Genomic DNA, 22,486 nt, shown 5'->3' on the forward strand with positions numbered 1-22,486 from the left:
GTTAACTATCGTCTTTGTCTGCTGGAGTTTTCCTGCGAGATAGGCTAGCATCGTATTTCAATGTTGGGTCTAACCAGTACATCTGAATAACCCTCGAATATCTATAGTTAAGAGGGGCGAGTAGAAGTATTCCAGGTATAGTAATACCTACATATAACCATGGATTATTGGAGCCTCCCGAAAGTATAAAGATAGCGACGCCTAAAGCGACGATTTCTGCAACGTTAAATACATAAGTCACATACATAGCCGTATAAAAATAACCCGGATTGCGCTCAAAAGTTAATCCGCAATTGTTGCATTTGTGATACATAACATTAGATAGCGGACCTTTGAACATGTTACCTATTCTGCAACGAGCACATTTGCCCCGCATAAGGGCAGGAAATAGCGGAATTACTTGAGTATTGGTTGTGGATGGTTTCATTTTGTTGTGACTTATGCCTGAATTGCTCAGGAGTTCGATAGCAATATTTTTTAAAAAGCTTACAGAAATAGAAGTTGTTTTTGACCTATAGCTTTAGTAAATTTCTTTGATACTTGGTGACGCATTGATAAGTAATCCTTTAACTTCTAATATTTTCTTTTTCTTATAACGGATTCTGTAGCTCAATCAATGGCTTTATTACATATTTTATTAAGATAAATCATTGCTACACATATTGCTTAGTAAAGTACAGATGCGATATGATAAGTATGGCTTTAGCCATTTTTTATTGTATTTTATATATTTTTTGGGGTAAAAATACACAAAATAAGTTTCATATGAGAGGTGCTGAGACGTTTTTCACGGGATACGGGATTTCGTGTTTAGTTTATTCGAATAGTGAAACAACCTTAGGTGCTGACCAAGTAAACGCCACTGTAGATAACTTAGTATTGGAAATAAAAAAAGCCTCAAATAGTTGAGGCTCTTAATTGAAGAATCAATTAAGTAGTCTTTTAGAATGAAAAATCATCCTTCTTAGAGTCAGCTGCTACTCCGTTCTCACTAAATTCGTAGCGTTTTTCCACTACATCCTGATGGGCCTTAATATACTCCACTGTTTCACTAAGCCCTTCTGCAAATTTCTCAAAATCCTCTTTGTATAAGAAAATTTTATGCTTCACAAATACACCATCTTCCAATCTTTTTTTACTTTCTGTAATCGTTACATAGTAATCATTCGATCTCGTGGCTTTTACATCAAAAAAATAGGTTCGCTTACCTGCTCTTACCTTTCTTGAAAAAACTTCTTCCCGTTCTTTGTTGTCAAAATCTCCCATTGTCAAATCTTTAAAGTTTAAGTTCTTCGATTCGGTTATAAATATAAATCAATATTTTTTAATTACGCAAATGGTTTTTAACAAAAGCGGTATAAGTTTTCGGTTTTGCTACTTGTTTATTCGATAAAAACATGCTTTATAGCGAATTTCGGCCTGTTTTTTTACTTTTTTTGCACGCAAAAAAAAATATAAAAAATATTAGGTGTTTAAACGGTTACTTATCCTGTAGGTGATCAAATCTTTCTCCTATATCGGCGTCAATAGTTCTTTCTTTTATCATACCTTGTTCATTAACGGAGGTATTTCCGTTTCTTGACGAGGGAGTTTCTGCTCCTAAGTTTTTCAGTAAAAGGTATAAATTGTTAAGGTCAAAATCGGCTCGCTTGAGTCGTATAAGATACTGGCTTTCGGTTATTTCTATATTTAAGCTTTCCATTGTTTTCTATTTTGTCTGAAAACAAATGTTGCAGTCTTATGTGAAATGTCGGTTAACGCAAAATCAATTTTTGGTTAAATTGTTTGGTGGGAAGATCGTTATCATCGAGTTGACATAAAAGCGGTTCTCTGAATGAGAACCGCCAACTCATTAGTGGATAAATGCCTTAATGATTAAATATTCTGTACTTGATTTTTGCGGATAATATTTAATGCTCCGCCAGCTTTAAACCATTCTATTTGCTGTGCATTATAAGTATGATTTACCTGAAATTGATCTTTCGAACCATCAGCGTGATGAAGGACGACAGTTAATTGTTTATCCGGCGCGAATGAAGTTAAGCCAAGAATATCAATAGTGTCATCTTCCTGAACTAAATCGTAGTCTGCCGGATTATCAAATGTTAAAGCAAGCATACCTTGCTTTTTAAGATTTGTTTCGTGGATACGTGCAAAAGATTTTACCAATATAACACGCACGCCTAAATGGCGAGGTTCCATGGCTGCATGTTCTCTGGAAGAGCCTTCCCCATAGTTTTCATCACCTACAACAAGCGTATCTATTCCTGCAGCTTTATAAGCGCGTTGTGTCGCAGGAACAGTTCCATATTCGCCAGTTAACTGGTTCTTTACGCTATCAGCAGTGTCATTTACAAAGTTAATGGCGCCTATTAACATATTGTTTGAAATGTTGTCCAAGTGGCCTCGGTACTTCAACCATGGACCAGCCATTGAAATATGGTCCGTAGTACATTTACCTTTTGCCTTGATAAGTAGTTTTAGGCCAGTTAGGTCTCTGCCTTCCCATGCTTTAAATGCTTCTAGCAATTGTAAACGGTCAGACGTTGGGCTAACAATAACTTCTACTGTACTTCCGTCTTCTGCTGGAGACTGGTAACCTGCGTCTTCTACGGCAAAACCTTTAACGGGTAGTTCCAGTCCTTGTGGTTCTTCTAACGTAACTTGCTCCCCAAGCTCGTTAGTAAGGGTGTCTGTTAACGGGTTAAACAAAAGAGAACCTGAAATCGCCATTGCGGTTACAATTTCTGGAGAGGCAACAAAAGAGTGTGTGTTGGGATTGCCATCAGCACGCTTTGCAAAGTTGCGATTAAACGATGTGATAATTGAATTTTTTTCTTTCTTTTCAGCTCCATGACGTGCCCATTGGCCTATACACGGCCCGCATGCGTTTGCAAGTACCACTCCGCCTATTTTGTCAAAGGTGTCTAGAAAACCGTCTCGTTCTACTGTGTAACGTACTTGTTCAGAGCCTGGGGTTACAGTGTACTCTGCTTTGGCGACCAGATTTTTTGCTACTGCCTGTTCAGCTAGAGAAGCTGCGCGGCTAATGTCTTCATAAGAAGAGTTTGTACAAGAACCAATTAAGCCCACTTCCAATTTTTCTGGCCAACCATTTTCTTTAACGGCAGCTGCAAACTTTGATATCGGCCAAGCTAAGTCGGGTGTAAAAGGACCATTGATATGCGGCTCAAGCTCCGATAGATTGATTTCAATCACTTGATCAAAATAGTCTTCAGGGTTGGTATAAACTTCATCATCGCCAGTAAGGTGCTCTTTGATCGTATTTGCTAAATCCGCTACATCCGAACGATCAGTTCCTCGTAGATAAGCTTCTGATTTTTCATCATAACCAAAAATAGATGTTGTTGCGCCAATTTCGGCCCCCATATTACATATCGTACCCTTTCCGGTTGCCGAAAGCGAACGAGCTCCTTCTCCAAAGTATTCAACAATAGCTCCTGTACCTCCTTTAACAGTTAAAATACCCGCAACTTTTAATATTACATCTTTAGCGGCTGTCCAACCATTAAGCTTGCCTGTTAATTTAACACCTATTAATTTAGGGAACTTGAGCTCCCAAGGAAGTCCAGCCATCACATCACATGCATCAGCGCCACCGACCCCAATAGCAACCATGCCTAGCCCCCCTGCATTTGGAGTGTGGGAGTCCGTTCCAATCATCATCCCGCCAGGGAAAGCATAATTCTCGAGTACAACTTGATGAATAATACCTGCTCCCGGTTTCCAGAATCCAATACCATATTTATTAGACACTGACGCTAGAAAGTCGTAAACCTCTTTATTTTGATCGGTTGCTACCGCTAAATCGGCTTCGGCACCAATTTTAGCCTGAATAAGGTGGTCACAATGTACTGTTGATGGCACAGCTACCTGCGGACGGCCAGCTTGCATAAATTGTAGTAAGGCCATTTGGGCCGTTGCATCTTGCATTGCAACACGATCTGGCGCAAAGTCAACGTAGGATTTACCTCGGTTATAAGCTTCACGGGCTTCACCGTCCCACAGGTGAGCGTATAAGATTTTTTCAGTTAAAGTAAGTGGTTTGCCAACAATTTTTCTGGCCGCAGCTATGCGACTTTCGTAACGACTGTAAACCGCTTTGATCATTTCTATGTCAAACGCCATTTTCTATATATATTTTATATGGATATTATATGCTTTTGGGCTGTTTAGGAGTAAGAAACCCAGCTTTTTCAGTATTTGCTGCACTCATTATCAGCTATTAAAGCAATGCGAATTTACAAAAAAAAGAGATGAATTGTATAGCTTTACCGGTGAAGCTGTTATTTGGAAAAATTCTAAACAGAAGGAGGGATTAAAAATAAATATTTTGGTATAGTAGGTTGTGGCGATACAATTCGATGCATCTTTGAGCAATATTGATAGCTAATTGTAAAAAAATACCTAATTTAGCCACCCCAAATTTTCTTTATGGAAACAACATTTGATTTTGAAAAACCTATAGCAGACTTGCTTTTGCAAATTGAGAAGGTGACGCAGGTAGCTGATAAAACCAAGGTGGATATGTCTGCCACACTTGCTGAGTTGCAAGTGAAATTGGAAGAAGCTCGCAAAGAGATTTATAGCAATCTGAATGGCTGGCAAAAAGTTCAGATGTCTCGCCATCCCGATCGTCCACAAACATTGGACTATATCAGTATGATCTGTGAAGATTTTATAGAGCTTCACGGGGATCGCACCGTGCGTGATGATAAAGCCATTATTGGGGGGTTGGCTTCTATTAATGGCCGTTCTATAATGATTATAGGTCATCAAAAAGGTAAGAATACAAAAGAACGCCAGTATCGAAATTTTGGCATGGCAAATCCAGAAGGTTATCGTAAGGCACTTCGTTTAATGCGTATGGCAGAAAAATTTGGTAAGCCTGTTGTGTGTTTTATTGATACGATGGGCGCCTACCCGGGGTTAGAGGCAGAGGAAAGGGGGCAGGGGGAAGCTATCGCTCGTAATCTCTTAGAAATGGCTGTACTTAAAGTACCTATAATCTGTATTATCGTAGGGGAAGGCGCTTCGGGTGGGGCTTTAGGGATTGGTGTAGGAGATAAGGTTTATATGCTTGAACACACTTGGTATTCTGTGATTTCTCCGGAGTCCTGCTCATCCATCTTATGGCGTAGCTGGGATTATAAAGAAAAAGCAGCAGAATGTTTGAAGCTTACTTCTGAAAACATGTATAGTAATGGACTTATTGACGGAATAATTCCAGAGCCGTTGGGTGGTGCCCATCAAAACCCGGTTCAGATGGGGGAGACAATCAAAGAAAAGTTGTTAAGAGATATTGAAGAATTGGGTAAAAAGAAAACCGATAAACTGGTTAGTGATCGGATAGAGAAGTTTTGTGCGATGGGTGTAGTTATAGAGTAATTTTGATTCTGGTAATACAGATTTCAAAGCAAATACCTAACTTTGGCCCATGCAAGAAAAAATTATTATTCTTGACTTTGGATCGCAGTACACGCAGTTGATAGCTCGCCGGGTCAGAGAGTTGAACGTATATTGTGAGATACATCCCTTCAATCATCTTCCCTCATTTGATGAAAACGTAAAGGGTGTTATTTTTTCAGGTAGCCCTTCTTCCGTTCGTCAGACAGATGCGCCGCAAATCGATTTTAAACAGCTTCATGGTGAATTTCCTTTGCTCGCGGTTTGTTATGGTGCGCAATATATAGCACAACATTCTGGGGGTGAGGTGACACCATCGGAAATCAGAGAATATGGTAGGGCGAATCTTTTATTTGTAAATGAAGAGAGTGCACTTTTAAAGAATATTCCACTAGACTCTCAGGTCTGGATGTCTCATGGCGACACTATAAAGCATGTGCCGGAGGGGTTTGAGATTATCGCTAGTACAGATAAAGTTCAAGTAGCTGCTTACCATATTAAAAACACACAGACTTATGGTATACAATTTCACCCGGAAGTAACCCATACTACCAATGGCAAAACACTTATTGAGAATTTTGTCGTCGATATCTGCGGCTGTAATCAAGATTGGACACCGGATACATTTATAGAAACAACAATAGCTGAGTTACGTGAAAAGTTGCAGAGTGATCATGTTATTTTAGCCTTATCTGGAGGAGTTGATTCCTCTGTTGCTGCAGTACTACTCCATCAGGCAATTGGTAAGAACCTTCATTGTATATTTGTAGATAATGGATTGTTGCGTAAGGACGAGTTCGAGCAAGTGTTAGATTCATACAAGCATATGGGACTAAATATAAAAGGGATAGATGCTAAAGAACGTTTTTATGGGCAGTTAGAAGGTGTGACTGACCCTGAGCGTAAACGCAAAATTATCGGTGGCGCGTTTATTGAGGTATTTGATGAAGCAGCGCATGAAGTACAGAAGGAATTACCAGTAGGTGTGGAGGTGAAATGGTTGGGGCAGGGGACGATATACCCAGATGTTATAGAGTCAGTATCTGTAAAAGGACCATCGGCAACTATAAAATCTCATCACAATGTTGGTGGACTACCAGACTTTATGAAATTAAAGGTAGTCGAACCGTTAAATACGCTATTTAAGGATGAAGTGCGTAGAGTAGGTGGCGCTTTGGGGATAGATCCATTGATCTTAGGACGCCATCCATTCCCTGGCCCAGGATTAGGTATCAGGATTTTAGGGGATATTACCGCTGAAAAAGTAAATATATTACAGCAAGCTGATGATATATATATACGTAATCTGAGAGAGTCCGGTTGGTATAATAAAGTATGGCAGGCAGGAGCAGTATTTTTACCTGTACAATCTGTTGGGGTCATGGGAGATGAACGGACGTATGAGTACGTGATCGCTTTACGTGCGGTAGGATCTCTAGACGGAATGACAGCAGATTGGATCCATTTACCATATGAGTTATTGGCTAAAATATCAAATGAAATTATTAATCATGTTAAAGGGATAAACCGAGTCGTTTATGATATTAGTTCGAAACCGCCGGCTACCATTGAGTGGGAGTAATTTAATATTCGCAATATTATTTGCGGGTTTAATATGGGGGGCATGTTCCCCTAAAGTGCTACGCCCAGGTGGAGGTAAAGATGTAAAAAAACCTTCCAAAGAGAAGGAGGAAGAGAGAAGGGATATAGAAGAAGAGGTCGAAGCTACAGAAACGTTGAATTTTAATAATATCGCACTTCTTTTGCCCTTTCAGCTAGATAAAGTGATAGACTCGATGCCTAATCGAAAAGATGTAGAACGATCGAGCCTAGCGCTTGATTTCTATCAGGGATTTAAGTTAGGATTAGACCGCCTAACCTCAGGAGGAGACAACTTTAAACTAAATGTGTTGGATACCAGAGATAATGCCGGCGAAGCACAGCGTTTAGCGGTAGGGCAGGATGTTAAAGATGCACAACTCGTAGTGGGACCGGTTTTTCCAACAGAAATAAATGCTTTTAGCAAAGCTGCCAATCTAAAAGGAAAATTACAGATATCACCTTTAGCGGCTAGTGATCCCTCTCAATATAATATAGGTAATCTAGTTACTGTTACTCCACCCATCGAGGTACATGCCCAAGCAATAGCTAAATATATAGCAGCAGAATACAGTGTAGGAGAGCAAATTATTATTGTGGATAACGATGATGAAGATAGCAAGAAATTTCTTTTACCTTTGAAGAATACCTTAAATAAATTAAACATTTCTTTTAAAGAGGTAAAGGAAATAGAAGATTTCGAATTGAGTCTAGCAGTCTCAACAGCTAATATAGTGATTAATGCTTCGACTAATCAGTTTTTTGTAGCACCACTTGTTGCAGAATTATATACCCAGAAAACAGAAAATGCTTACGATATTTCTTTGGTAGGGCACCCAAATTGGGTTCGTTTAGATTTAGATCCAAATTATTTGTCTACACTGAATACCTGCATTAGTTCGTCTTATTATGTAAATGATAATGACGCAGAGGTTAAGAGCTTTAAAAAGCTTTATGGTGATTTATTCAAGGTTATTCCTACAGATTTCGCTTACAAAGGCTATGACGCCGGATTGTTTTTTGGCCGCTTACTTGCGGAACATCCAGAGGATTACGCGGATCATCTAATAAAAGAAGCCCATGACGGGGTATCTATGGGTTTTGATTTCAATTATACCCCGAATGCAGGATATGTTAATCATCACATTCGATTATTAAGGTTTGACGGTGAACGCTACAGACCATTGTAATCAAGATGAATCCAAAACGTATACAACAACAGTTGCGAACTTTTCAAAGGATGTTGGACGCCTATGATGGCAAACAGCCTTTAGCGAGGTTCCTCACACTTTTTTTTAAAGAAAATAAACAGATGGGGGCCAATGATAGACGCACGATATCCCATTGGGCCTATAGTTATTACCGCTTAGGCAACGCCTTGTATGATTCTTTGCGGATCGAGCGTTTGATGGTAGCAGTTTATCTATGCAATAATGGTAGCGATGTTGTTGCGTATCTAGATCCCACGTTATATCAAACCATTCAGTACTCCTTTGATAAAAAGATTGCATTGTTAAGGGACAAATACAAATTCAATGAAGAGGATATCTATCCTTTATTGAGTGAATGCTCGGTAACTATAGATCGATCTGAATTCCTAAAGAGCTTATTTCGGCAGCCAGACTTATTTATACGAATTCATAGAAAAGAAAGGGACACGGTATCAGCTGTCTTAGATAGAAACCAAATAACCTATCATGAAGTAGATAGTTATTGTTTAGCCTTACCCAATGGAACCAGATTGGATAAGATAAGTGATTTGTTCGGTAAATACCAAATTCAAGATTTATCATCACAGCGCACGGCGGTTTATTTCAATGCCAAATATGGGGAAAAGTGGTGGGATGCTTGTGCTGCATCTGGAGGAAAATCTTTATTGTTACTGGATACCTGTCCTACAATAGAACTGTTGGTTAGTGATGTAAGACCAAGTATTTTGCGAAATTTAGATGAGCGTTTTGAACAAGCCAATATTCGACAATACAGACGCAAAATAGTAGATTTAACTAAAGGTACTGCGAACATTTTAGGGAACGAAATGTTTGATGGGATTATATTGGATGCGCCATGTTCGGGATCGGGTACCTGGGGGAGGACACCTGAAATGATGAAGCATTTTGAGATGACACGTTTGGAATACTTTGTATCATTACAGCGTTCAATTATTTTAAACGTTATAAGACATTTAAAGCTTAATGCACCATTAATATATATAACTTGTTCCGTTTACCGCCGGGAAAACGAAGATCAAGTGGCTTTTCTAGAACAGCAAGGGTTACAGCTCGAACAGATGGAGGTCTTAAAAGGGTACGAGAACCGGGCTGACACGATGTTTGTCGCCCGGTTGATAAAAAACAAATAAGCTCAATTAAGCAGACTCCGTAGTAGAGGCAATTTGTTTGGCTTTATTGGTCAACTTGCCAATGGTAAGCCCCTGCACTAAGATAGAAAACAGTACAACATAATAGGTTACTGATAATAATAGCTCCTTATTAAGGTTATTATCGATTGATAAAGCTAAAGCTACTGAAACACCACCTCGTAACCCTCCCCATACTAATATGGTTATCGTGGCTTTATCGAATTTGGTTTTCATCGGAATAATCTTGACAGGAAGCCATATGGATACCAAACGAGCCAACAGAACCATTACGATACTGATTAGGCCTATTAACCAATAATCCCCAATATTGGTGATGATAATAAGTTCAAATCCGATAATTAGGAATAAGATAGCATTCAGTATCTCGTCGATCAGCTCCCAGAATTTGTCTAGATAATCCTTAGAAACTTCACTCAACGCAAATTTCCTACCATAATTGCCCACAACTAAACCAGCGGCTACCATTGCTAAAGGGCCTGACATGTGCATACTGCTGGCCACGAGGTGGCCTCCCATCACCACAGCCAGGGTTATAAGTACTTCGATTTTATAGTTATCAATTTTACCAATAGAACGGGAAGCAGCAAACCCTAATAGTAATCCTAAGGCAACTCCTCCTAAAGCTTCTTTAATAAGTAACCAGGATATGCTACCAAAAGATAGATCAACATTCTCTCCCCGTGCAAGCTGAAGCATAATGATGAATACGACAACAGCAATACCGTCATTAAATAAGGACTCTCCTGCGACCTTGGTTTCCAACGATTTTGGGACCCCAGCTTGTTTTAAAATTCCAAGTACTGCTATCGGATCTGTGGGGGAAATTAATGCCCCAAAAAGTAAGCATTGGATTAAGGGGATACCCATATTCAATGCTTGTAAAATATAAAAGAGCATGAAACCTACTGCAAATGTTGATATGATAACACTTACGGTAGAGAAAACAATTACTGGCGCTTTTTGCTCTTTAAGATCATCTAAGCGTATATGGATCGCACCAGCAAAAAGAAGAAAGTTTAGCATCGCCCCCATAAGCACCTCACTGAAATCAACAGACGAGATAAAAGAAGAAAACTCTTGAAAAATATGTGGAAATATTTTATCGGTCAAGATCAGTCCCAAAGAAACTAATAATGCAATTACCATGACTCCAATAGTAGAAGGAAGCCTTAAATAACGTTCATTAATGTAAGCAAAAATGGCAGATAAGACAATTAGGATTGAAAATGAGTAGTATAGTTCCATATAATATTCTGTATTTTTGTAAATATAAGAATTTAATTGTTTTTCGATATGATGAATTCCGGCAGGAGTAAAACCAGTGCCAAATGACAGCAATTATATGCAACCATTGTGGGTATAATATCGATTGGTCTACAATCCAGTGTTACTTCTAAAAAGCTTTATGGCTATAGCAAGTAAAATAACTCCAAATGCTTTGCGTAGTACAGCTAGACCTGTGCGTCCCAATAGTTTTTCGAGCCGATAGGTGTTCTTCAGGACTAAGTAAATAATTCCTATGTTAATCAATATACCTACGATGATATTTTGTGTTTGATACTCTGATTTAAGGGATAGGATTGTAGTCATGGTGCCTGCTCCTGCTATCAATGGAAAAGCAAGTGGAACAATCGATGCTGTTTCAAATGAGTCATCCTTAAAAAATGTCATCCCCAACACCATTTCCATCGCAATAAAGAAAATAACCAGTGAACCCGCAATGGCGAATGATGCTACATCGATTCCTATAAGCTTTAACATGCTCTCTCCTACAAAGAGGAAAGCAATCATGAGTATCATAGCAACAATACTTGCTTTCCCGGATTCAATTTTCCCTGCTTTTTGGCGAAGATCAATGATGATAGGTATAGACCCTAGGATATCTATGATCGCAAAGAGAATCATGGTGATGGAAGCGATTTCTTTGAAATTAAAAAACATAGTCAATCGTAAGGTTGATTAGTAAAGGTATCTTTAGAAAAGCCCGCCAAAATATTCGACGGGCTTTTTGAAAATTATTCAATATCAGAAGCTCTTTCGGCCTGAAGTTTAGCTTTACTATGGTGTTTGCTATAACAAAAGTAAATAATAACGCCTAATAACATCCAAATACCGAGTCTTTCCCAACTTTCAATTGGTAAGGAGGCCATCATCGTTACACAGACTAGTATACCTAATATGGGAACTGTTGGTACGAAAGGTGTCCGGAAAGGACGCTCCAGATTTGGCTCTTTTTTCCGTAGAATAATGATACCGATGCACACTAGAGAAAAGGCAAATAAGGTGCCTATACTAACCATGTGCCCAAGATCAGAAACCGGAACAAAACCGGCAAAAACACTCACGAAAACCATAAATAATAAGTTGGTCTTCCAAGGGGTTTGATTTTTAGACAGGTCTGAAAAGAATTTGGGAAGTAAGCCGTCTTTACTCATCGTGTAAAACACTCTGCTCTGTCCTAGTAACATGACTAGAATAACAGAAGTATAACCTGTAAGAATAGCGATTATCAAGGCTAAGTTTAAAAACGTATATCCTGTTTGAGCAAAGGCGGTAGCTACCGGCTTGGCATCTCCTTTAAAAGCTGTATAATGCTCCAAGCCAGTCATTACATAAGAGAAAAGCACATAAAGCAACGTACATATGATTAAAGAGCCAATGATGCCTATCGGCATCCCTTTTTGTGGATTCTTCGCTTCCTGAGCAGCAGTACTTACGGCATCAAACCCGATGAACGCAAAGAAAACTACTCCAGCACCCCGCAAAATACCGCTGATACCAAAATGGCCGAAATCAGGACTTCCAAAAAATTGAAGGAAACCTAATTCTCCTGCTTTTACAGCTTCTTCCCCAGCATTAGGTGGTATAAAGGGGCTGTGGTTTGCTGGATTAATAAAACTCCATCCCAACGCTATAAAAATCAAAACAACAGCAATTTTGATAATAACGAGAATGTTATTCAAAAAAGATGACTCTTGTGTACCTCTAATTAAGAGTAAAGATAGCAAGCAAACGATAACAATAGCTGGTAAATTGATAAAACCGCCTTCCCAAGGACCATGGAGTAAGCTTGCGGGCAGCTGAATGCCCAGTTCAGCCAAAAATTGTGAAAAATATTGTGACCAACTCGCGGCTACAGTTGCCGCGCCTAGGGCGTATTCTAATACCAAATCCCAGCCAATAATCCATGCAATAAATTCACCCATGGTAGCGTAAGAATAAGTGTAAGCACTTCCCGCTACCGGGATCATAGAAGCGAATTCCGCATAACATAAGCCAGCAAAACCACAACCAATAGCGGCAACAATAAACGAAATGATAACTGCTGGGCCTGCGTTTTCTGCCGCAGCTATACCGGTAAGTGAAAAGAGGCCAGCACCGATAATTGCGCCAACTCCGAGTGCGACTAGGTTATAGCTTGAAAGTGTGCGTTTTAATGTGCCTTCGCCACTTGCTTGAGCTTCCTTAATCAGTGAAGGGATAGATTTCTTATAAAACATAGAAATTTGTTTTTAAAATTGTAGTGGTTTGATTTGTTTTTCGCGTTAAAACTGTGTGTGATTTCTTTAAAAATAAATGAATTATGTAACGTATTTCATTGCTTTTTTCTCTAAAAAAACATCTTTTTTAAAAGAATTTCAAACCTACAATTTTTATTTTAAAAATGCAGAACGGACGAGGTTTATTTTAGTGTATTTGTGCCGTGTAGTACTATTTCATGATCCGCCGTTGCATTTTTAGGTGAGCTTTTTAAAAATTCCTGCTGTTTTAATGGTGGGTTTTTTGTTTTTACTATCTCATGTTCACTGAGATTGAGATGAGGAGCTATAATTAACGATACAATAGACATTAATTTGATTAAAATGTTCATAGATGGGCCAGAAGTGTCTTTAAAAGGATCACCTACGGTGTCTCCTGTCACGGAAGCTTTATGAGGCTCCGACTTTTTATAGTATACTTGGCCATTTATCTCCACGCCCTTTTCGAAAGATTTTTTTGCATTATCCCAGGCTCCACCTGCATTCGATTGAAACATGCCCATTAACACCCCTGAAACCGTTACTCCAGCTAGTAGTCCTCCAAGTACTTCCGGTCCAAAGCAGAACCCTATAATTACAGGCACAGTCAACGCGATAGCTCCGGGTAACATCATTTCTCTGATAGAAGCTTTGGTAGATATTTCTACGCATCGACTATATTCGGGCTTGGCCTTATATTCCATAATCCCCGGTATTTCTTTGAACTGACGACGCACTTCTTGAACCATATCCATTGCAGCTCTGCCAACAGCAGAAATGCATAACGCTGAGAATATAAAAGGGATCATTCCACCAATAAATAATCCTGCCAATACATTTGCCTTGTAGATATCAATCCGATCTATTCCGGCGACGCCGACAAAGGCAGCGAATAGTGCTAGGGAGGTGAGTGCTGCTGATGCAATGGCGAATCCTTTCCCTGTTGCTGCAGTAGTATTGCCTACGGCGTCAAGATTATCTGTTCTGCCCCGTACTTCTTCAGGAAGCTGGCTCATCTCGGCAATGCCACCAGCGTTATCTGCTATAGGTCCAAAAGCATCTATAGCTAATTGCATAGCGGTTGTGGCCATCATTCCCGCGGCAGCTATTGCTACGCCGTATAGCCCAGCAAAATGATACGAACCATAAATACCAGATGCTAATACCAATATGGGTAGTACTGTAGATTCCATACCCACTGCGAGTCCGGCAATAATGTTAGTGGCGTGGCCTGTAATCGATTGCTGAACAATGGATCGAACAGGTCGTCTAGACATGGCGGTGTAATATTCTGTAATAATACTCATAAGGGCGCCCACAATAAGTCCTACCAAGATAGCCATATATGTGTCGGTTTTTGAAAATTCAAAACCCCTTATGACCATGTTATCAGGTAATAACCACCGAACAGCGAAAAAGGAAGCCACCGCCGTCAATACTATGGATGTCCAGTTACCTAAATTTAATGCATTTTGAACATTACCTTTCTCATTTGAGACCTTAACTAATGAAGCGCCAATAATAGAAAATATTAGTCCTAGCCCAGCTATGAGCATGGGGAGTAATATGGGGGCGATCCCTCCAAAGTTATCTTCCGACACAATCTCCCTCCCTAAAACCATAGTGGCTAATATTGTTGCAACGTAAGACCCAAATAGATCGGCTCCCATGCCTGCAACATCGCCCACATTATCGCCTACATTATCTGCAATAGTCGCAGGATTACGTACGTCATCTTCAGGTATTCCAGCTTCTACTTTGCCCACTAAGTCGGCACCAACATCAGCGGCTTTTGTGTAAATACCTCCACCAACTCGCGCAAATAGTGCAATAGATTCAGCACCTAATGAAAATCCCGCTAACACTTCCAACGCCCTTTCCATCGCCAAACCATTAACATCGCCACCGGTATTAATCACATATATATTGTAAAATATGATAAATAGTGAGCCTATGCCTAACACTGCAAGACCCGCTACCCCTAACCCCATAACCGTACCCCCGGTGAAGGAGACTTTTAGTGCTTTTGCCAGGCTTGTTCTGGCTGCTTGCGTAGTGCGTACATTAGCTTTTGTTGCTATATTCATACCTATATATCCGGCAAAGGCAGAAGTAACAGCACCTATGGCAAAAGAAATTGCAATGACCCAACTTGAAGAGGGACTAAGAGTTCCTGACCATGCTAATAAAACGCCTGCAATAATGACGAAATAGGAAAGGACTCTCCATTCGGCTTTTAAGAACGCCATAGCACCATTTGCTATGTGTCCTGCTAATTCTTGCATATTAGCATCTCCAGGGTCTTGCTTGCTAACCCAACTTGATTTAAAAGCCATAACTACGATGCCAACAAGGCCAAATACAGGTATGATGTAGATGAGGTTACTATGTAAAAAATCCATAATTTTAATTGGTTATATTTTTTTGTATAAATGGTTACCGCCGAAAATAAAGAGGGTTCTTGATATAATCAAATTTATTTGACCGAAAATATTAAATTTCTTTTCATTAACAGGCTGGCAGTGTTTTTTGTGATATTTTATATACATTCGTCTAAACTAAATGGAAGACGTTATTTTATGGACAATATCCAACCGGAGAATCAAATGAAAAAGGAGCTGGGCCTATTAGATGCAACGATGCTTGTAGTAGGATCGATGATAGGTTCAGGAATATTTATTGTTAGTGCAGACATCGTTCGTTACGTGGGCAGTGCTGGGTGGTTAATTGCTATATGGGTTTTGACAGGAATAGTAACTTTAACTGCCGCACTGAGTTATGGTGAGCTTTCGGCCATGTTCCCTAAAGCAGGAGGGCAATACGTATATCTTCGAGAAGCATATAATCGATTGGTAGCATTTTTGTACGGCTGGGCACTTTTTACAGTTGTTCAAACGGGAACTATCGCAGCAGTGGGGGTGGCGTTTGCAAAGTTTGCTGCTTATTTACTCCCCTTCGTTAGTGACGAAAATATTCTTTGGGATACCCGTTTTATTCAGCTCAACGCTGCGCAGTTTTTAGCAATAGCAACTATCGTAATTTTGACTTGGCTGAATACGCGGGGGGTGAAAAATGGTAAAATACTGCAGACAACGCTTACCATCATTAAAATTTTCTCCTTAGGAGGGCTCACCATATGGGGATTATTAACAGCATTTAATAACAATGTGTGGGACGTTAACTGGAGTGACGCGTGGGTGCCTAAAACATGGAATACTTTTTCTAACAGCTTCGTGGAAGTTGGAGGTGCCGCTCTTTTTGCCGGTATTGTGTCTGCCATGGTGGGTTCACTGTTTTCCAGTGATGCTTGGAATAATGTTACGTTTATAGCAGGAGAGATCAGAAATCCAAAGCGTAATATAGGCTTGAGTTTGTTTTTGGGAACGCTTATCGTTACCATTATATACGTTTCAACGAATATCATGTATCTCGCAACCCTATCTACAGAAGAGATAGCCTTTGCCCCTGCCGATCGAGTTGCTGTGGTAGCTTCAAATGCGATTTTTGGGAATGCAGGCACTATAGTAATAGCGGTGATGATTATGATATCAACCTTTGGTTGTAATAATGGATTGATATTATCTGGTGCGAGAGTTTATTATACAATGGCAAATGATGGGGTTTTTCTTAAAAGGGCCGCTTCACTTAATAAATTTGAGGTGCCGGGATGGGGTTTATGGGCACAATGTGTTTGGGCGTCGATATTGTGTCTCACGGGGAAGTACAGTGATTTGTTGAATTACGTTGTATTCGTGGTACTTATATTTTACGCATTAACAATATTGGGCGTTTTTATTCTAAGAAGGAAAAGACCTGATATTAAACGCCCTTATAAGGCCATTGGTTATCCTGTACTGCCTGCATTATATATTATAGCCGCACTTTCCATTTGTGTTGGTTTATTGATCTATCAGCCAACGTTCACTTGGCCAGGTTTAGTTATCGTTTTGCTTGGGATTCCTTTTTACTACTTCAGTACAAAACATGAATAGTTTGAAATAGTGTGTTTTTATGCTGAAGCAAGTGCAGAAATATTTTGAATTTAGTAGGAAGGAGAGTCGTGGGATTACGGTTCTGTTGCTCTTCATTGTGCTGGTTTGGATCACACCAATCTTCTACGGCTACGTATTTGTTGCCGATGACATTAATTACTCGGATATGGTGAAACCGTTGATATCCTCACAGCAAATGGATCAATTTGAAAAACCCCAAGATGAAGAGGTTAGTGGAAATGTAGCCCATCTATTTCATTTTAACCCGAATCAGTTGCCTGTTACGGAATGGGAAAAGTTGGGTTTGTCAGAGCAGCAGATTAATAATATTAAAAATTACGAATCAAAAGGGGGCACTTTTCGCACCAAAGAGGATTTTAAAAAACTATATACTATCACGGAAACTGACTACGAAAATTTAGAGAAGTATATAGCATTGCCATCAAGATCCGATATGAAAAAGCCGGTGACTCGCAATAATGAAAACGTTTTAAATGAGAAAAAGGAAAAAAAAGTAAGGTATAACGCCCATCCTACAGCATATGTAAAAACCATAGAGTTAAATGCCGCCGATTCAACAGATTTATTGCAGCTACGCGGAATAGGGAAAGTATTTGCGTCCCGTATTATAAAATATAGGGCGCTTTTAGGAGGTTATTCTCACCCTGATCAGCTGTTGGAAGTATACGGGATGGATTCATTAAGATACAAGGAAATTAAACAATACCTTTGGGTTGATAAAGCGAAAATTCGATCAATTAATATAAATGAAGCTGAATACGAGACGCTCATAAAGCACCCTTATATCAAACCTAAAGATGCTAATGTCATAGTACAGTATAGACGGCAGCATGGTACTTTCAATGCTCTTGAAGAGCTATTGTCCATTGATTTATTTAATGATGAATATTTGCTTAAAATTGCACCATATTTAACTTTGATGAATGATTGATACAATGCTCAGATCAGCAATAAGAGATGTTGCTGATTTCCCTAAACCAGGAATTATTTTTAAAGACATTACACCTATCTTACAAGACGCAGAACTCTGTGATCAGATAATTGAGACCTTTGTAGTGCGTCTGCAAGATATTTCCTTTGATGCCATAGCGGGAGTGGAAAGCAGAGGTTTTTTGTTTGGTTTGATGCTGGCTAATAGGCTAGGAATACCTTTTATTCCTATTCGTAAAGCAGGTAAGCTGCCCTACCGAACAGTTAGGCAGTCTTACGAATTAGAGTACGGCACAGCTACTATAGAAGTTCATGCCGATGCTTTCAAGACGGGAACCAAAGTGTTATTGCACGATGATTTGCTGGCTACAGGAGGAACTATAGCAGCGGCAAGCCAATTAATTGAAAAATTAGGTGGTAATATTGCCGGGTACTGTTTTGTTATCAGTTTGGATTTTTTAGAAGGGCGTAAACGCTTAGAATTATTTAGTGATAAACTCGTTTCACTTGTTAATTATCAATAATATGCTGTAAGAAAAACTGTTTGTACATTTACATTTCTTTTCCTGTTACAGTGATTTCAGATGTAATGTTCATTGGAATTTCGAGTCCCTGTGCACTCAACGTCCCGGTTATCTCTTGATTTATGGTGCTGGAAATTATTAAACCAGATGTTATATGAGTGTTAATTGTGCCTTTTTGCGTGCCTTGTAGGTTGATTTTCATATTGGAAAGTATTCCTTCACCTGATAAAGGTGATAGTTTTAGAATTGACGTTAGCGAAATGACCGCATCGTTTCCCTTGATATCAGTTAACGTATAGGTGTTTTGCATATCGGTTGCCATGAGCCCAGCCATTTCTGCAGAAGAATCCTTGCGCCAACTTTCTCCCAAGTCGATTTCTTTATTAGGATAAATGTTTAAAGCGGCATTCATGATATTAATAAAAGCGGAATCGCTGAACTGCTGTTTTAAAAGTTGTTGAGCGGGATCGTCTTTAGCAAAAGAGTTTATGATACTTTCCATTCCTTCTACTTGAGTTACTTCACCTTCAGGACTTACATACATAGTGAAACTTTTACCAACTATAGCTTCTATGTCCTTAAAAGGGCTGTCGTTATTCTCTTGTTTCTTTGAGTCATAGGAAATATTACCTTCTGGTGTATCTGTACTTATCGAGATGCTTTGGTAGGTTGTTTTTATTTGAAGGCCGTTTGTATTGCTTTTCAGTACTTCATATATATAGTCAATAGTGGTGTGTTGCTTAATGTTCATTTTATTCCCCATAATTTCTTGCGAGATAACTTGGGAAGTGTTGGTTGTATAAAGGTATTTTAGCCCCTGCTTTAAGTTCATTCTTAATACAGCTGATTGCACAGCTCCATCTACATCGGAAGGTGCTTTGCTTTTAGCAAAGTTTGTATTACTTATTAAAATGAAGAAGATAAAACTGTAAAAGATTTTATGCATAATATGTAATTTTAAAAGAGTATAAGTTTAGGATGATAAAAATAAAATATTGTTACAATTATAGTCAGGAAGAAAAGGAGGGATGATCTTCTTAGTTTTAAATTAGTTAATGCGTTTTTTATACCCAAAACTATTTCGTTATAAATGTTGTACTGATTTTTCATTCTTTTTTAATATATAATTTGGCTATTATTGTATGGAACCATATTATAAATTACTATGCACGCTATTGTAGAAACATTTCATTTTGATACAGAACAGAGTTTGATGATTCGAGACATGGTCAAGGACTTTGCTCAAAAAGAAATTCATCCTCATATGATGGAGTGGGACGAAAATCAAATCTTTCCAAAAGACTTGTTTAAAAAAATGGGCGATTTAGGTTTGCTGGGTGTATTAGTTCCTGAAGAGTTTGGAGGGGCTGGATTGGGGTATTGTGAGTACATGCATGTTATCGTTGAAATTGCGCGTGTATGTGGAGGTATAGGCTTATCAGTAGCCGCGCATAATTCGCTATGTACAGGTCATATTCTTGCTTTTGGCAATGATACTCAGAAGCGGAGATGGTTGCCTAAACTTTCAACTGGTGAGTGGATAGGTGCGTGGGGTTTAACGGAAGCAAATACGGGATCTGATGCCATGCGTATGAACACCACAGCAGTGCTAAATGGAGAAGAGTATGTAATCAATGGAACTAAAAATTGGATTACTCACGGAAAAAGTGGTGATGTTGCGGTTGTTATGGCGCGAACAGGAGAAAAAAAATCTGCTAACGGAATTTCGGCTTTTGTAATAGAAAAAGGTACACCTGGATTTAGTCATGGAAAAAAAGAGAATAAACTAGGCATGCGAGCTTCCGAAACTACAGAATTGATTTTAGATAATGTGCGTATTCCGAAAGATCACTTATTGGGGGTCGAAGGAGAAGGGTTCAAGCAAGCGATGAAAGTATTGGATGGTGGACGAATCTCTATTGCTTCACTCGCGTTAGGGATAGCTAAAGGCGCTTTGGATGCAGCTATAAAGTATAGTAAAGAAAGGCATCAGTTTGGGCAGCCGATAGCAAATTTTCAAGGTATATCATTTAAATTGGCCGATTTGGCTACAGAAATTGAGGCTGCAGAATTATTGGTTAGGAAGGCCGCAAATTTGAAGAACTCGCATCAACCAGTCACAAAAATTTCTGCCATGGCGAAATATTATGCTTCAGAAGTTGCAGTCAAAGCGGCTACGGAAGCGGTGCAGATTTTTGGGGGATATGGTTACACAAAAGATTTCCCGGCAGAGAAATTTTATCGTGACGCAAAGCTATGTACAATAGGTGAAGGAACTTCGGAAATTCAAAAGATTGTCATTTCCAGAGAGGTATTGAAAGAAGGTAAAGTCGTTTGAGCTAGCTGTTTTAGTCTATTGCGATATTCGATAAAATAATGGCTTTATCGAATAATTTTTACTAGTAAGAAGGGAAAACTTTGTGTTTTGTGTGTAAATATTCTGTTCTTTTAGCAATTTTATAATAAAAAATCAGTCAATGGTGTTATTTTTGCAACCTCATAGATTGAAATGACTAAAAGTAACAAAAATACCATTCAGGAAAAGGATGCTGTATTGATAGGTGCGGGAATAATGAGCGCTACCTTAGGTATCATGTTAAACCAGCTATTGCCAGAGGCTAATATAGAAGTTTTTGAACGTTTAGACGAGGTGGCAGCCGAGAGTTCCGATGCTTGGAATAATGCTGGCACAGGACATTCAGCTCTTTGCGAATTGAATTATACCCCGCAGCTACCTGACGGTTCTGTTGATATTGGGAAAGCAATAAACATTGCAGAGCAGTTTGAGGTTTCCAAAGAATTTTGGGCATATTTAGTGGAGCAAAATATCCTTAAGGAACCTACGCAATTTATTAGAAATGTCCCGCATATGAGTTTTGTATGGGGAGAAACAAATGTCGATTATCTTCGCAAACGATTTAAAAAGATGGAGGACCATCATCTTTTTAAAGGCATGGAGTATAGTGAAGACCGGTCTACCTTGCAAAATTGGATGCCGCTCGTCATGGAGGGAAGAAGAGCTGACCAGGCCGTAGCTGCTACCAGGATGGACATCGGTACCGACGTTAATTTCGGAGGATTGACACGTTGTCTTTTTGACCATCTTCGTAAACAAAGCCATTTTAAATTGAGACTAGCACATGAAGTTCGTGATTTGGAACGTTTGCCTGATGGCCGATGGAAAATAGAGGTTAGGAATAGTACCACAAAACGCAAACGTACAGTTATAGCGAAGTTCGTGTTTATAGGTGCTGGTGGCGGAGCTTTACACTTGCTGGAAAAATCTGGAATTAAAGAGGGTAAAGGTTTTGGAGGTTTTCCTGTGAGCGGCCAGTGGTTGCGCTGTACAAATCCGGCGATTGTGGCTAAGCACGAAGCAAAAGTTTATGGGAAAGCAGCAGTAGGTTCTCCACCTATGTCTGTACCGCATTTAGATACTCGTATTATAGATGGTAAAAAAGCGCTACTTTTTGGGCCTTACGCAGGTTTTTCTACTAAATTCTTGAAAAACGGATCTTGGTTGGATTTACCTTCGTCTATTAAGATCAATAATATTAGGCCAATGTTAGCTGCTGGATTAGATAATCTGAAGCTAACTAAATATTTAATAAATCAGGTTAGGCAGTCTTCAGATGATAGAATAGATGCCCTAAAAGAATATGTTCCAACTGCACGTAAAGATGATTGGGAGCTGGAAATAGCAGGGCAGCGGGTACAAGTAATAAAAAAGGACCCGGTACATGGAGGGGTTTTAGAATTCGGGACTGAGGTGGTTAGTAGCGCTGATGGTTCTTTATCGGCCTTGCTCGGAGCTTCTCCTGGAGCATCAACCTCAGTTTCAATAATGGTGAAATTGTTGCAAAAATGCTTTCCTGAACAAATGAACGCAGAACCTTGGCAGAATAAATTCAGTGAAATGATTGCTTCCTTTGGTCAATCATTAGCTAATGACGCCGAACTGGCAATTTCAACTCGTAAAAAAAGCAGCAGACTGTTGGGGCTTGACGAACTAGTTGAAGAAGGCGTATAACAGCGTAAATACACAAACTGGAAAAAGGGTAAGAGTGTAGATATCTTACCCTTTTTTAATGT

General features: G+C 39.3%; 18 protein-coding genes. 9 read left to right on the top strand and 9 right to left on the bottom strand.

What is annotated here, in order from left to right; all coding sequences use genetic code 11:
- Position 1: 1 nt before the first annotated feature.
- From H8S90_RS11505 to H8S90_RS11520, 4 genes are all read right to left on the bottom strand, one after another.
- Complete coding sequence (locus tag H8S90_RS11505) at positions 2 to 427, bottom strand: DUF983 domain-containing protein (RefSeq protein WP_187342668.1); 426 nt, start codon at positions 425 to 427, stop codon at positions 2 to 4.
- A 515-nt stretch (positions 428 to 942) separates the two neighbouring features.
- Entirely contained in the window at positions 943 to 1,266 is a 324-nt protein-coding gene (locus H8S90_RS11510) for a DUF3276 family protein (RefSeq protein WP_187342669.1), read from the bottom strand.
- Between the two features lie 214 nt (positions 1,267 to 1,480).
- Positions 1,481 to 1,702 (bottom strand): hypothetical protein, encoded by a 222-nt coding sequence (locus tag H8S90_RS11515; RefSeq protein ID WP_187342670.1) that lies wholly within the window; start codon positions 1,700 to 1,702, stop codon positions 1,481 to 1,483.
- A gap of 173 nt (positions 1,703 to 1,875) precedes the next feature.
- Complete coding sequence (locus H8S90_RS11520; protein WP_187342671.1) at positions 1,876 to 4,149, bottom strand: aconitate hydratase; 2,274 nt, start codon at positions 4,147 to 4,149, stop codon at positions 1,876 to 1,878.
- 306 nt (positions 4,150 to 4,455) lie between these two features.
- Here H8S90_RS11520 and H8S90_RS11525 point away from each other — a divergent pair, with 306 nt between their 5' ends.
- From H8S90_RS11525 to H8S90_RS11540, 4 genes are read left to right on the top strand one after another with little or no spacing between them, the layout of a single operon-like run.
- Positions 4,456 to 5,409, top strand: coding sequence for an acetyl-CoA carboxylase carboxyltransferase subunit alpha (locus tag H8S90_RS11525; RefSeq protein ID WP_187342672.1), 954 nt, complete (start codon positions 4,456 to 4,458; stop codon positions 5,407 to 5,409).
- 49 nt (positions 5,410 to 5,458) lie between these two features.
- On the top strand, positions 5,459 to 7,009 hold the full coding sequence (guaA, locus tag H8S90_RS11530) for a glutamine-hydrolyzing GMP synthase (protein WP_187342673.1): 1,551 nt from the start codon (positions 5,459 to 5,461) through the stop codon (positions 7,007 to 7,009).
- Positions 6,966 to 8,216, top strand: a complete 1,251-nt coding sequence (locus H8S90_RS11535) for an ABC transporter substrate-binding protein (RefSeq protein WP_187342674.1) — start codon at positions 6,966 to 6,968, stop codon at positions 8,214 to 8,216. Before guaA ends, H8S90_RS11535 begins: the two co-directional genes overlap by 44 nt.
- Positions 8,217 to 8,221: 5 nt before the next feature.
- Complete coding sequence (locus tag H8S90_RS11540) at positions 8,222 to 9,388, top strand: RsmB/NOP family class I SAM-dependent RNA methyltransferase (RefSeq protein WP_187342675.1); 1,167 nt, start codon at positions 8,222 to 8,224, stop codon at positions 9,386 to 9,388.
- 6 nt (positions 9,389 to 9,394) lie between these two features.
- On the opposite strand, the gene H8S90_RS11545 is transcribed toward H8S90_RS11540, so the two are convergent.
- The 4 genes from H8S90_RS11545 to H8S90_RS11560 form a co-directional block, all read right to left on the bottom strand.
- A complete protein-coding gene (locus tag H8S90_RS11545; protein ID WP_187342676.1) occupies positions 9,395 to 10,654 on the bottom strand; it encodes a sodium:proton antiporter in 1,260 nt (419 codons plus the stop codon).
- A gap of 129 nt (positions 10,655 to 10,783) precedes the next feature.
- Positions 10,784 to 11,350: a MarC family protein gene (locus tag H8S90_RS11550; protein ID WP_187342677.1), complete on the bottom strand. Its 567-nt coding sequence runs from the start codon at positions 11,348 to 11,350 to the stop codon at positions 10,784 to 10,786.
- 74 nt (positions 11,351 to 11,424) lie between these two features.
- Positions 11,425 to 12,909 (bottom strand): amino acid permease, encoded by a 1,485-nt coding sequence (locus tag H8S90_RS11555; protein WP_187342678.1) that lies wholly within the window; start codon positions 12,907 to 12,909, stop codon positions 11,425 to 11,427.
- Positions 12,910 to 13,091: 182 nt separating this feature from the next.
- The gene (locus H8S90_RS11560; protein WP_255501918.1) at positions 13,092 to 15,329 is read right to left on the bottom strand and encodes a sodium-translocating pyrophosphatase; all 2,238 of its coding nucleotides are present in this window, start codon (positions 15,327 to 15,329) and stop codon (positions 13,092 to 13,094) included.
- Between the two features lie 177 nt (positions 15,330 to 15,506).
- Between H8S90_RS11560 and H8S90_RS11565 the strand changes: the two genes are divergently transcribed.
- From H8S90_RS11565 to H8S90_RS11575, 3 genes are read left to right on the top strand one after another with little or no spacing between them, the layout of a single operon-like run.
- Entirely contained in the window at positions 15,507 to 16,919 is a 1,413-nt protein-coding gene (locus H8S90_RS11565) for an APC family permease (RefSeq protein WP_187342679.1), read from the top strand.
- Between the two features lie 31 nt (positions 16,920 to 16,950).
- A complete protein-coding gene (locus tag H8S90_RS11570) occupies positions 16,951 to 17,871 on the top strand; it encodes a helix-hairpin-helix domain-containing protein (RefSeq protein ID WP_187342680.1) in 921 nt (306 codons plus the stop codon).
- Positions 17,864 to 18,394, top strand: a complete 531-nt coding sequence (locus H8S90_RS11575; RefSeq protein WP_187342681.1) for an adenine phosphoribosyltransferase — start codon at positions 17,864 to 17,866, stop codon at positions 18,392 to 18,394. Before H8S90_RS11570 ends, H8S90_RS11575 begins: the two co-directional genes overlap by 8 nt.
- A gap of 28 nt (positions 18,395 to 18,422) precedes the next feature.
- On the opposite strand, the gene H8S90_RS11580 is transcribed toward H8S90_RS11575, so the two are convergent.
- A complete protein-coding gene (locus H8S90_RS11580) occupies positions 18,423 to 19,340 on the bottom strand; it encodes a DUF6263 family protein (protein ID WP_187342682.1) in 918 nt (305 codons plus the stop codon).
- Positions 19,341 to 19,559: 219 nt separating this feature from the next.
- Here H8S90_RS11580 and H8S90_RS11585 point away from each other — a divergent pair, with 219 nt between their 5' ends.
- Together H8S90_RS11585 and H8S90_RS11590 are read left to right on the top strand one after the other, a co-directional pair.
- A complete protein-coding gene (locus H8S90_RS11585) occupies positions 19,560 to 20,732 on the top strand; it encodes an acyl-CoA dehydrogenase (protein ID WP_187342683.1) in 1,173 nt (390 codons plus the stop codon).
- Between the two features lie 171 nt (positions 20,733 to 20,903).
- A complete protein-coding gene (locus H8S90_RS11590) occupies positions 20,904 to 22,424 on the top strand; it encodes a malate:quinone oxidoreductase (protein ID WP_187342684.1) in 1,521 nt (506 codons plus the stop codon).
- Positions 22,425 to 22,486 lie beyond the last annotated feature (62 nt).

Source organism: Olivibacter sp. SDN3, from assembly GCF_014334135.1.
GTDB lineage: Bacteria > Bacteroidota > Bacteroidia > Sphingobacteriales > Sphingobacteriaceae > Olivibacter.

Excerpts from the sequence above, each read along its gene's own strand:
- H8S90_RS11575 (WP_187342681.1), top strand. The coding sequence starts at position 17,864 with ATGATTGATACAATGCTCAGATCAGCAATAAGAGATGTTGCTGATTTC.
- H8S90_RS11585 (WP_187342683.1), top strand. The coding sequence starts at position 19,560 with ATGCACGCTATTGTAGAAACATTTCATTTTGATACAGAACAGAGTTTG.
- H8S90_RS11540 (WP_187342675.1), top strand. The coding sequence starts at position 8,222 with ATGAATCCAAAACGTATACAACAACAGTTGCGAACTTTTCAAAGGATG.
- guaA (WP_187342673.1), top strand. The coding sequence starts at position 5,459 with ATGCAAGAAAAAATTATTATTCTTGACTTTGGATCGCAGTACACGCAG.
- H8S90_RS11560 (WP_255501918.1), bottom strand. The coding sequence starts at position 15,329 with ATGGATTTTTTACATAGTAACCTCATCTACATCATACCTGTATTTGGC.
- H8S90_RS11545 (WP_187342676.1), bottom strand. The coding sequence starts at position 10,654 with ATGGAACTATACTACTCATTTTCAATCCTAATTGTCTTATCTGCCATT.
- H8S90_RS11515 (WP_187342670.1), bottom strand. The coding sequence starts at position 1,702 with ATGGAAAGCTTAAATATAGAAATAACCGAAAGCCAGTATCTTATACGA.
- H8S90_RS11555 (WP_187342678.1), bottom strand. The coding sequence starts at position 12,909 with ATGTTTTATAAGAAATCTATCCCTTCACTGATTAAGGAAGCTCAAGCA.
- H8S90_RS11505 (WP_187342668.1), bottom strand. The coding sequence starts at position 427 with ATGAAACCATCCACAACCAATACTCAAGTAATTCCGCTATTTCCTGCC.
- H8S90_RS11550 (WP_187342677.1), bottom strand. The coding sequence starts at position 11,350 with ATGTTTTTTAATTTCAAAGAAATCGCTTCCATCACCATGATTCTCTTT.
- H8S90_RS11580 (WP_187342682.1), bottom strand. The coding sequence starts at position 19,340 with ATGCATAAAATCTTTTACAGTTTTATCTTCTTCATTTTAATAAGTAAT.
- H8S90_RS11510 (WP_187342669.1), bottom strand. The coding sequence starts at position 1,266 with ATGGGAGATTTTGACAACAAAGAACGGGAAGAAGTTTTTTCAAGAAAG.
- H8S90_RS11565 (WP_187342679.1), top strand. The coding sequence starts at position 15,507 with ATGGACAATATCCAACCGGAGAATCAAATGAAAAAGGAGCTGGGCCTA.
- H8S90_RS11525 (WP_187342672.1), top strand. The coding sequence starts at position 4,456 with ATGGAAACAACATTTGATTTTGAAAAACCTATAGCAGACTTGCTTTTG.
- H8S90_RS11535 (WP_187342674.1), top strand. The coding sequence starts at position 6,966 with ATGATATTAGTTCGAAACCGCCGGCTACCATTGAGTGGGAGTAATTTA.
- H8S90_RS11590 (WP_187342684.1), top strand. The coding sequence starts at position 20,904 with ATGACTAAAAGTAACAAAAATACCATTCAGGAAAAGGATGCTGTATTG.
- H8S90_RS11520 (WP_187342671.1), bottom strand. The coding sequence starts at position 4,149 with ATGGCGTTTGACATAGAAATGATCAAAGCGGTTTACAGTCGTTACGAA.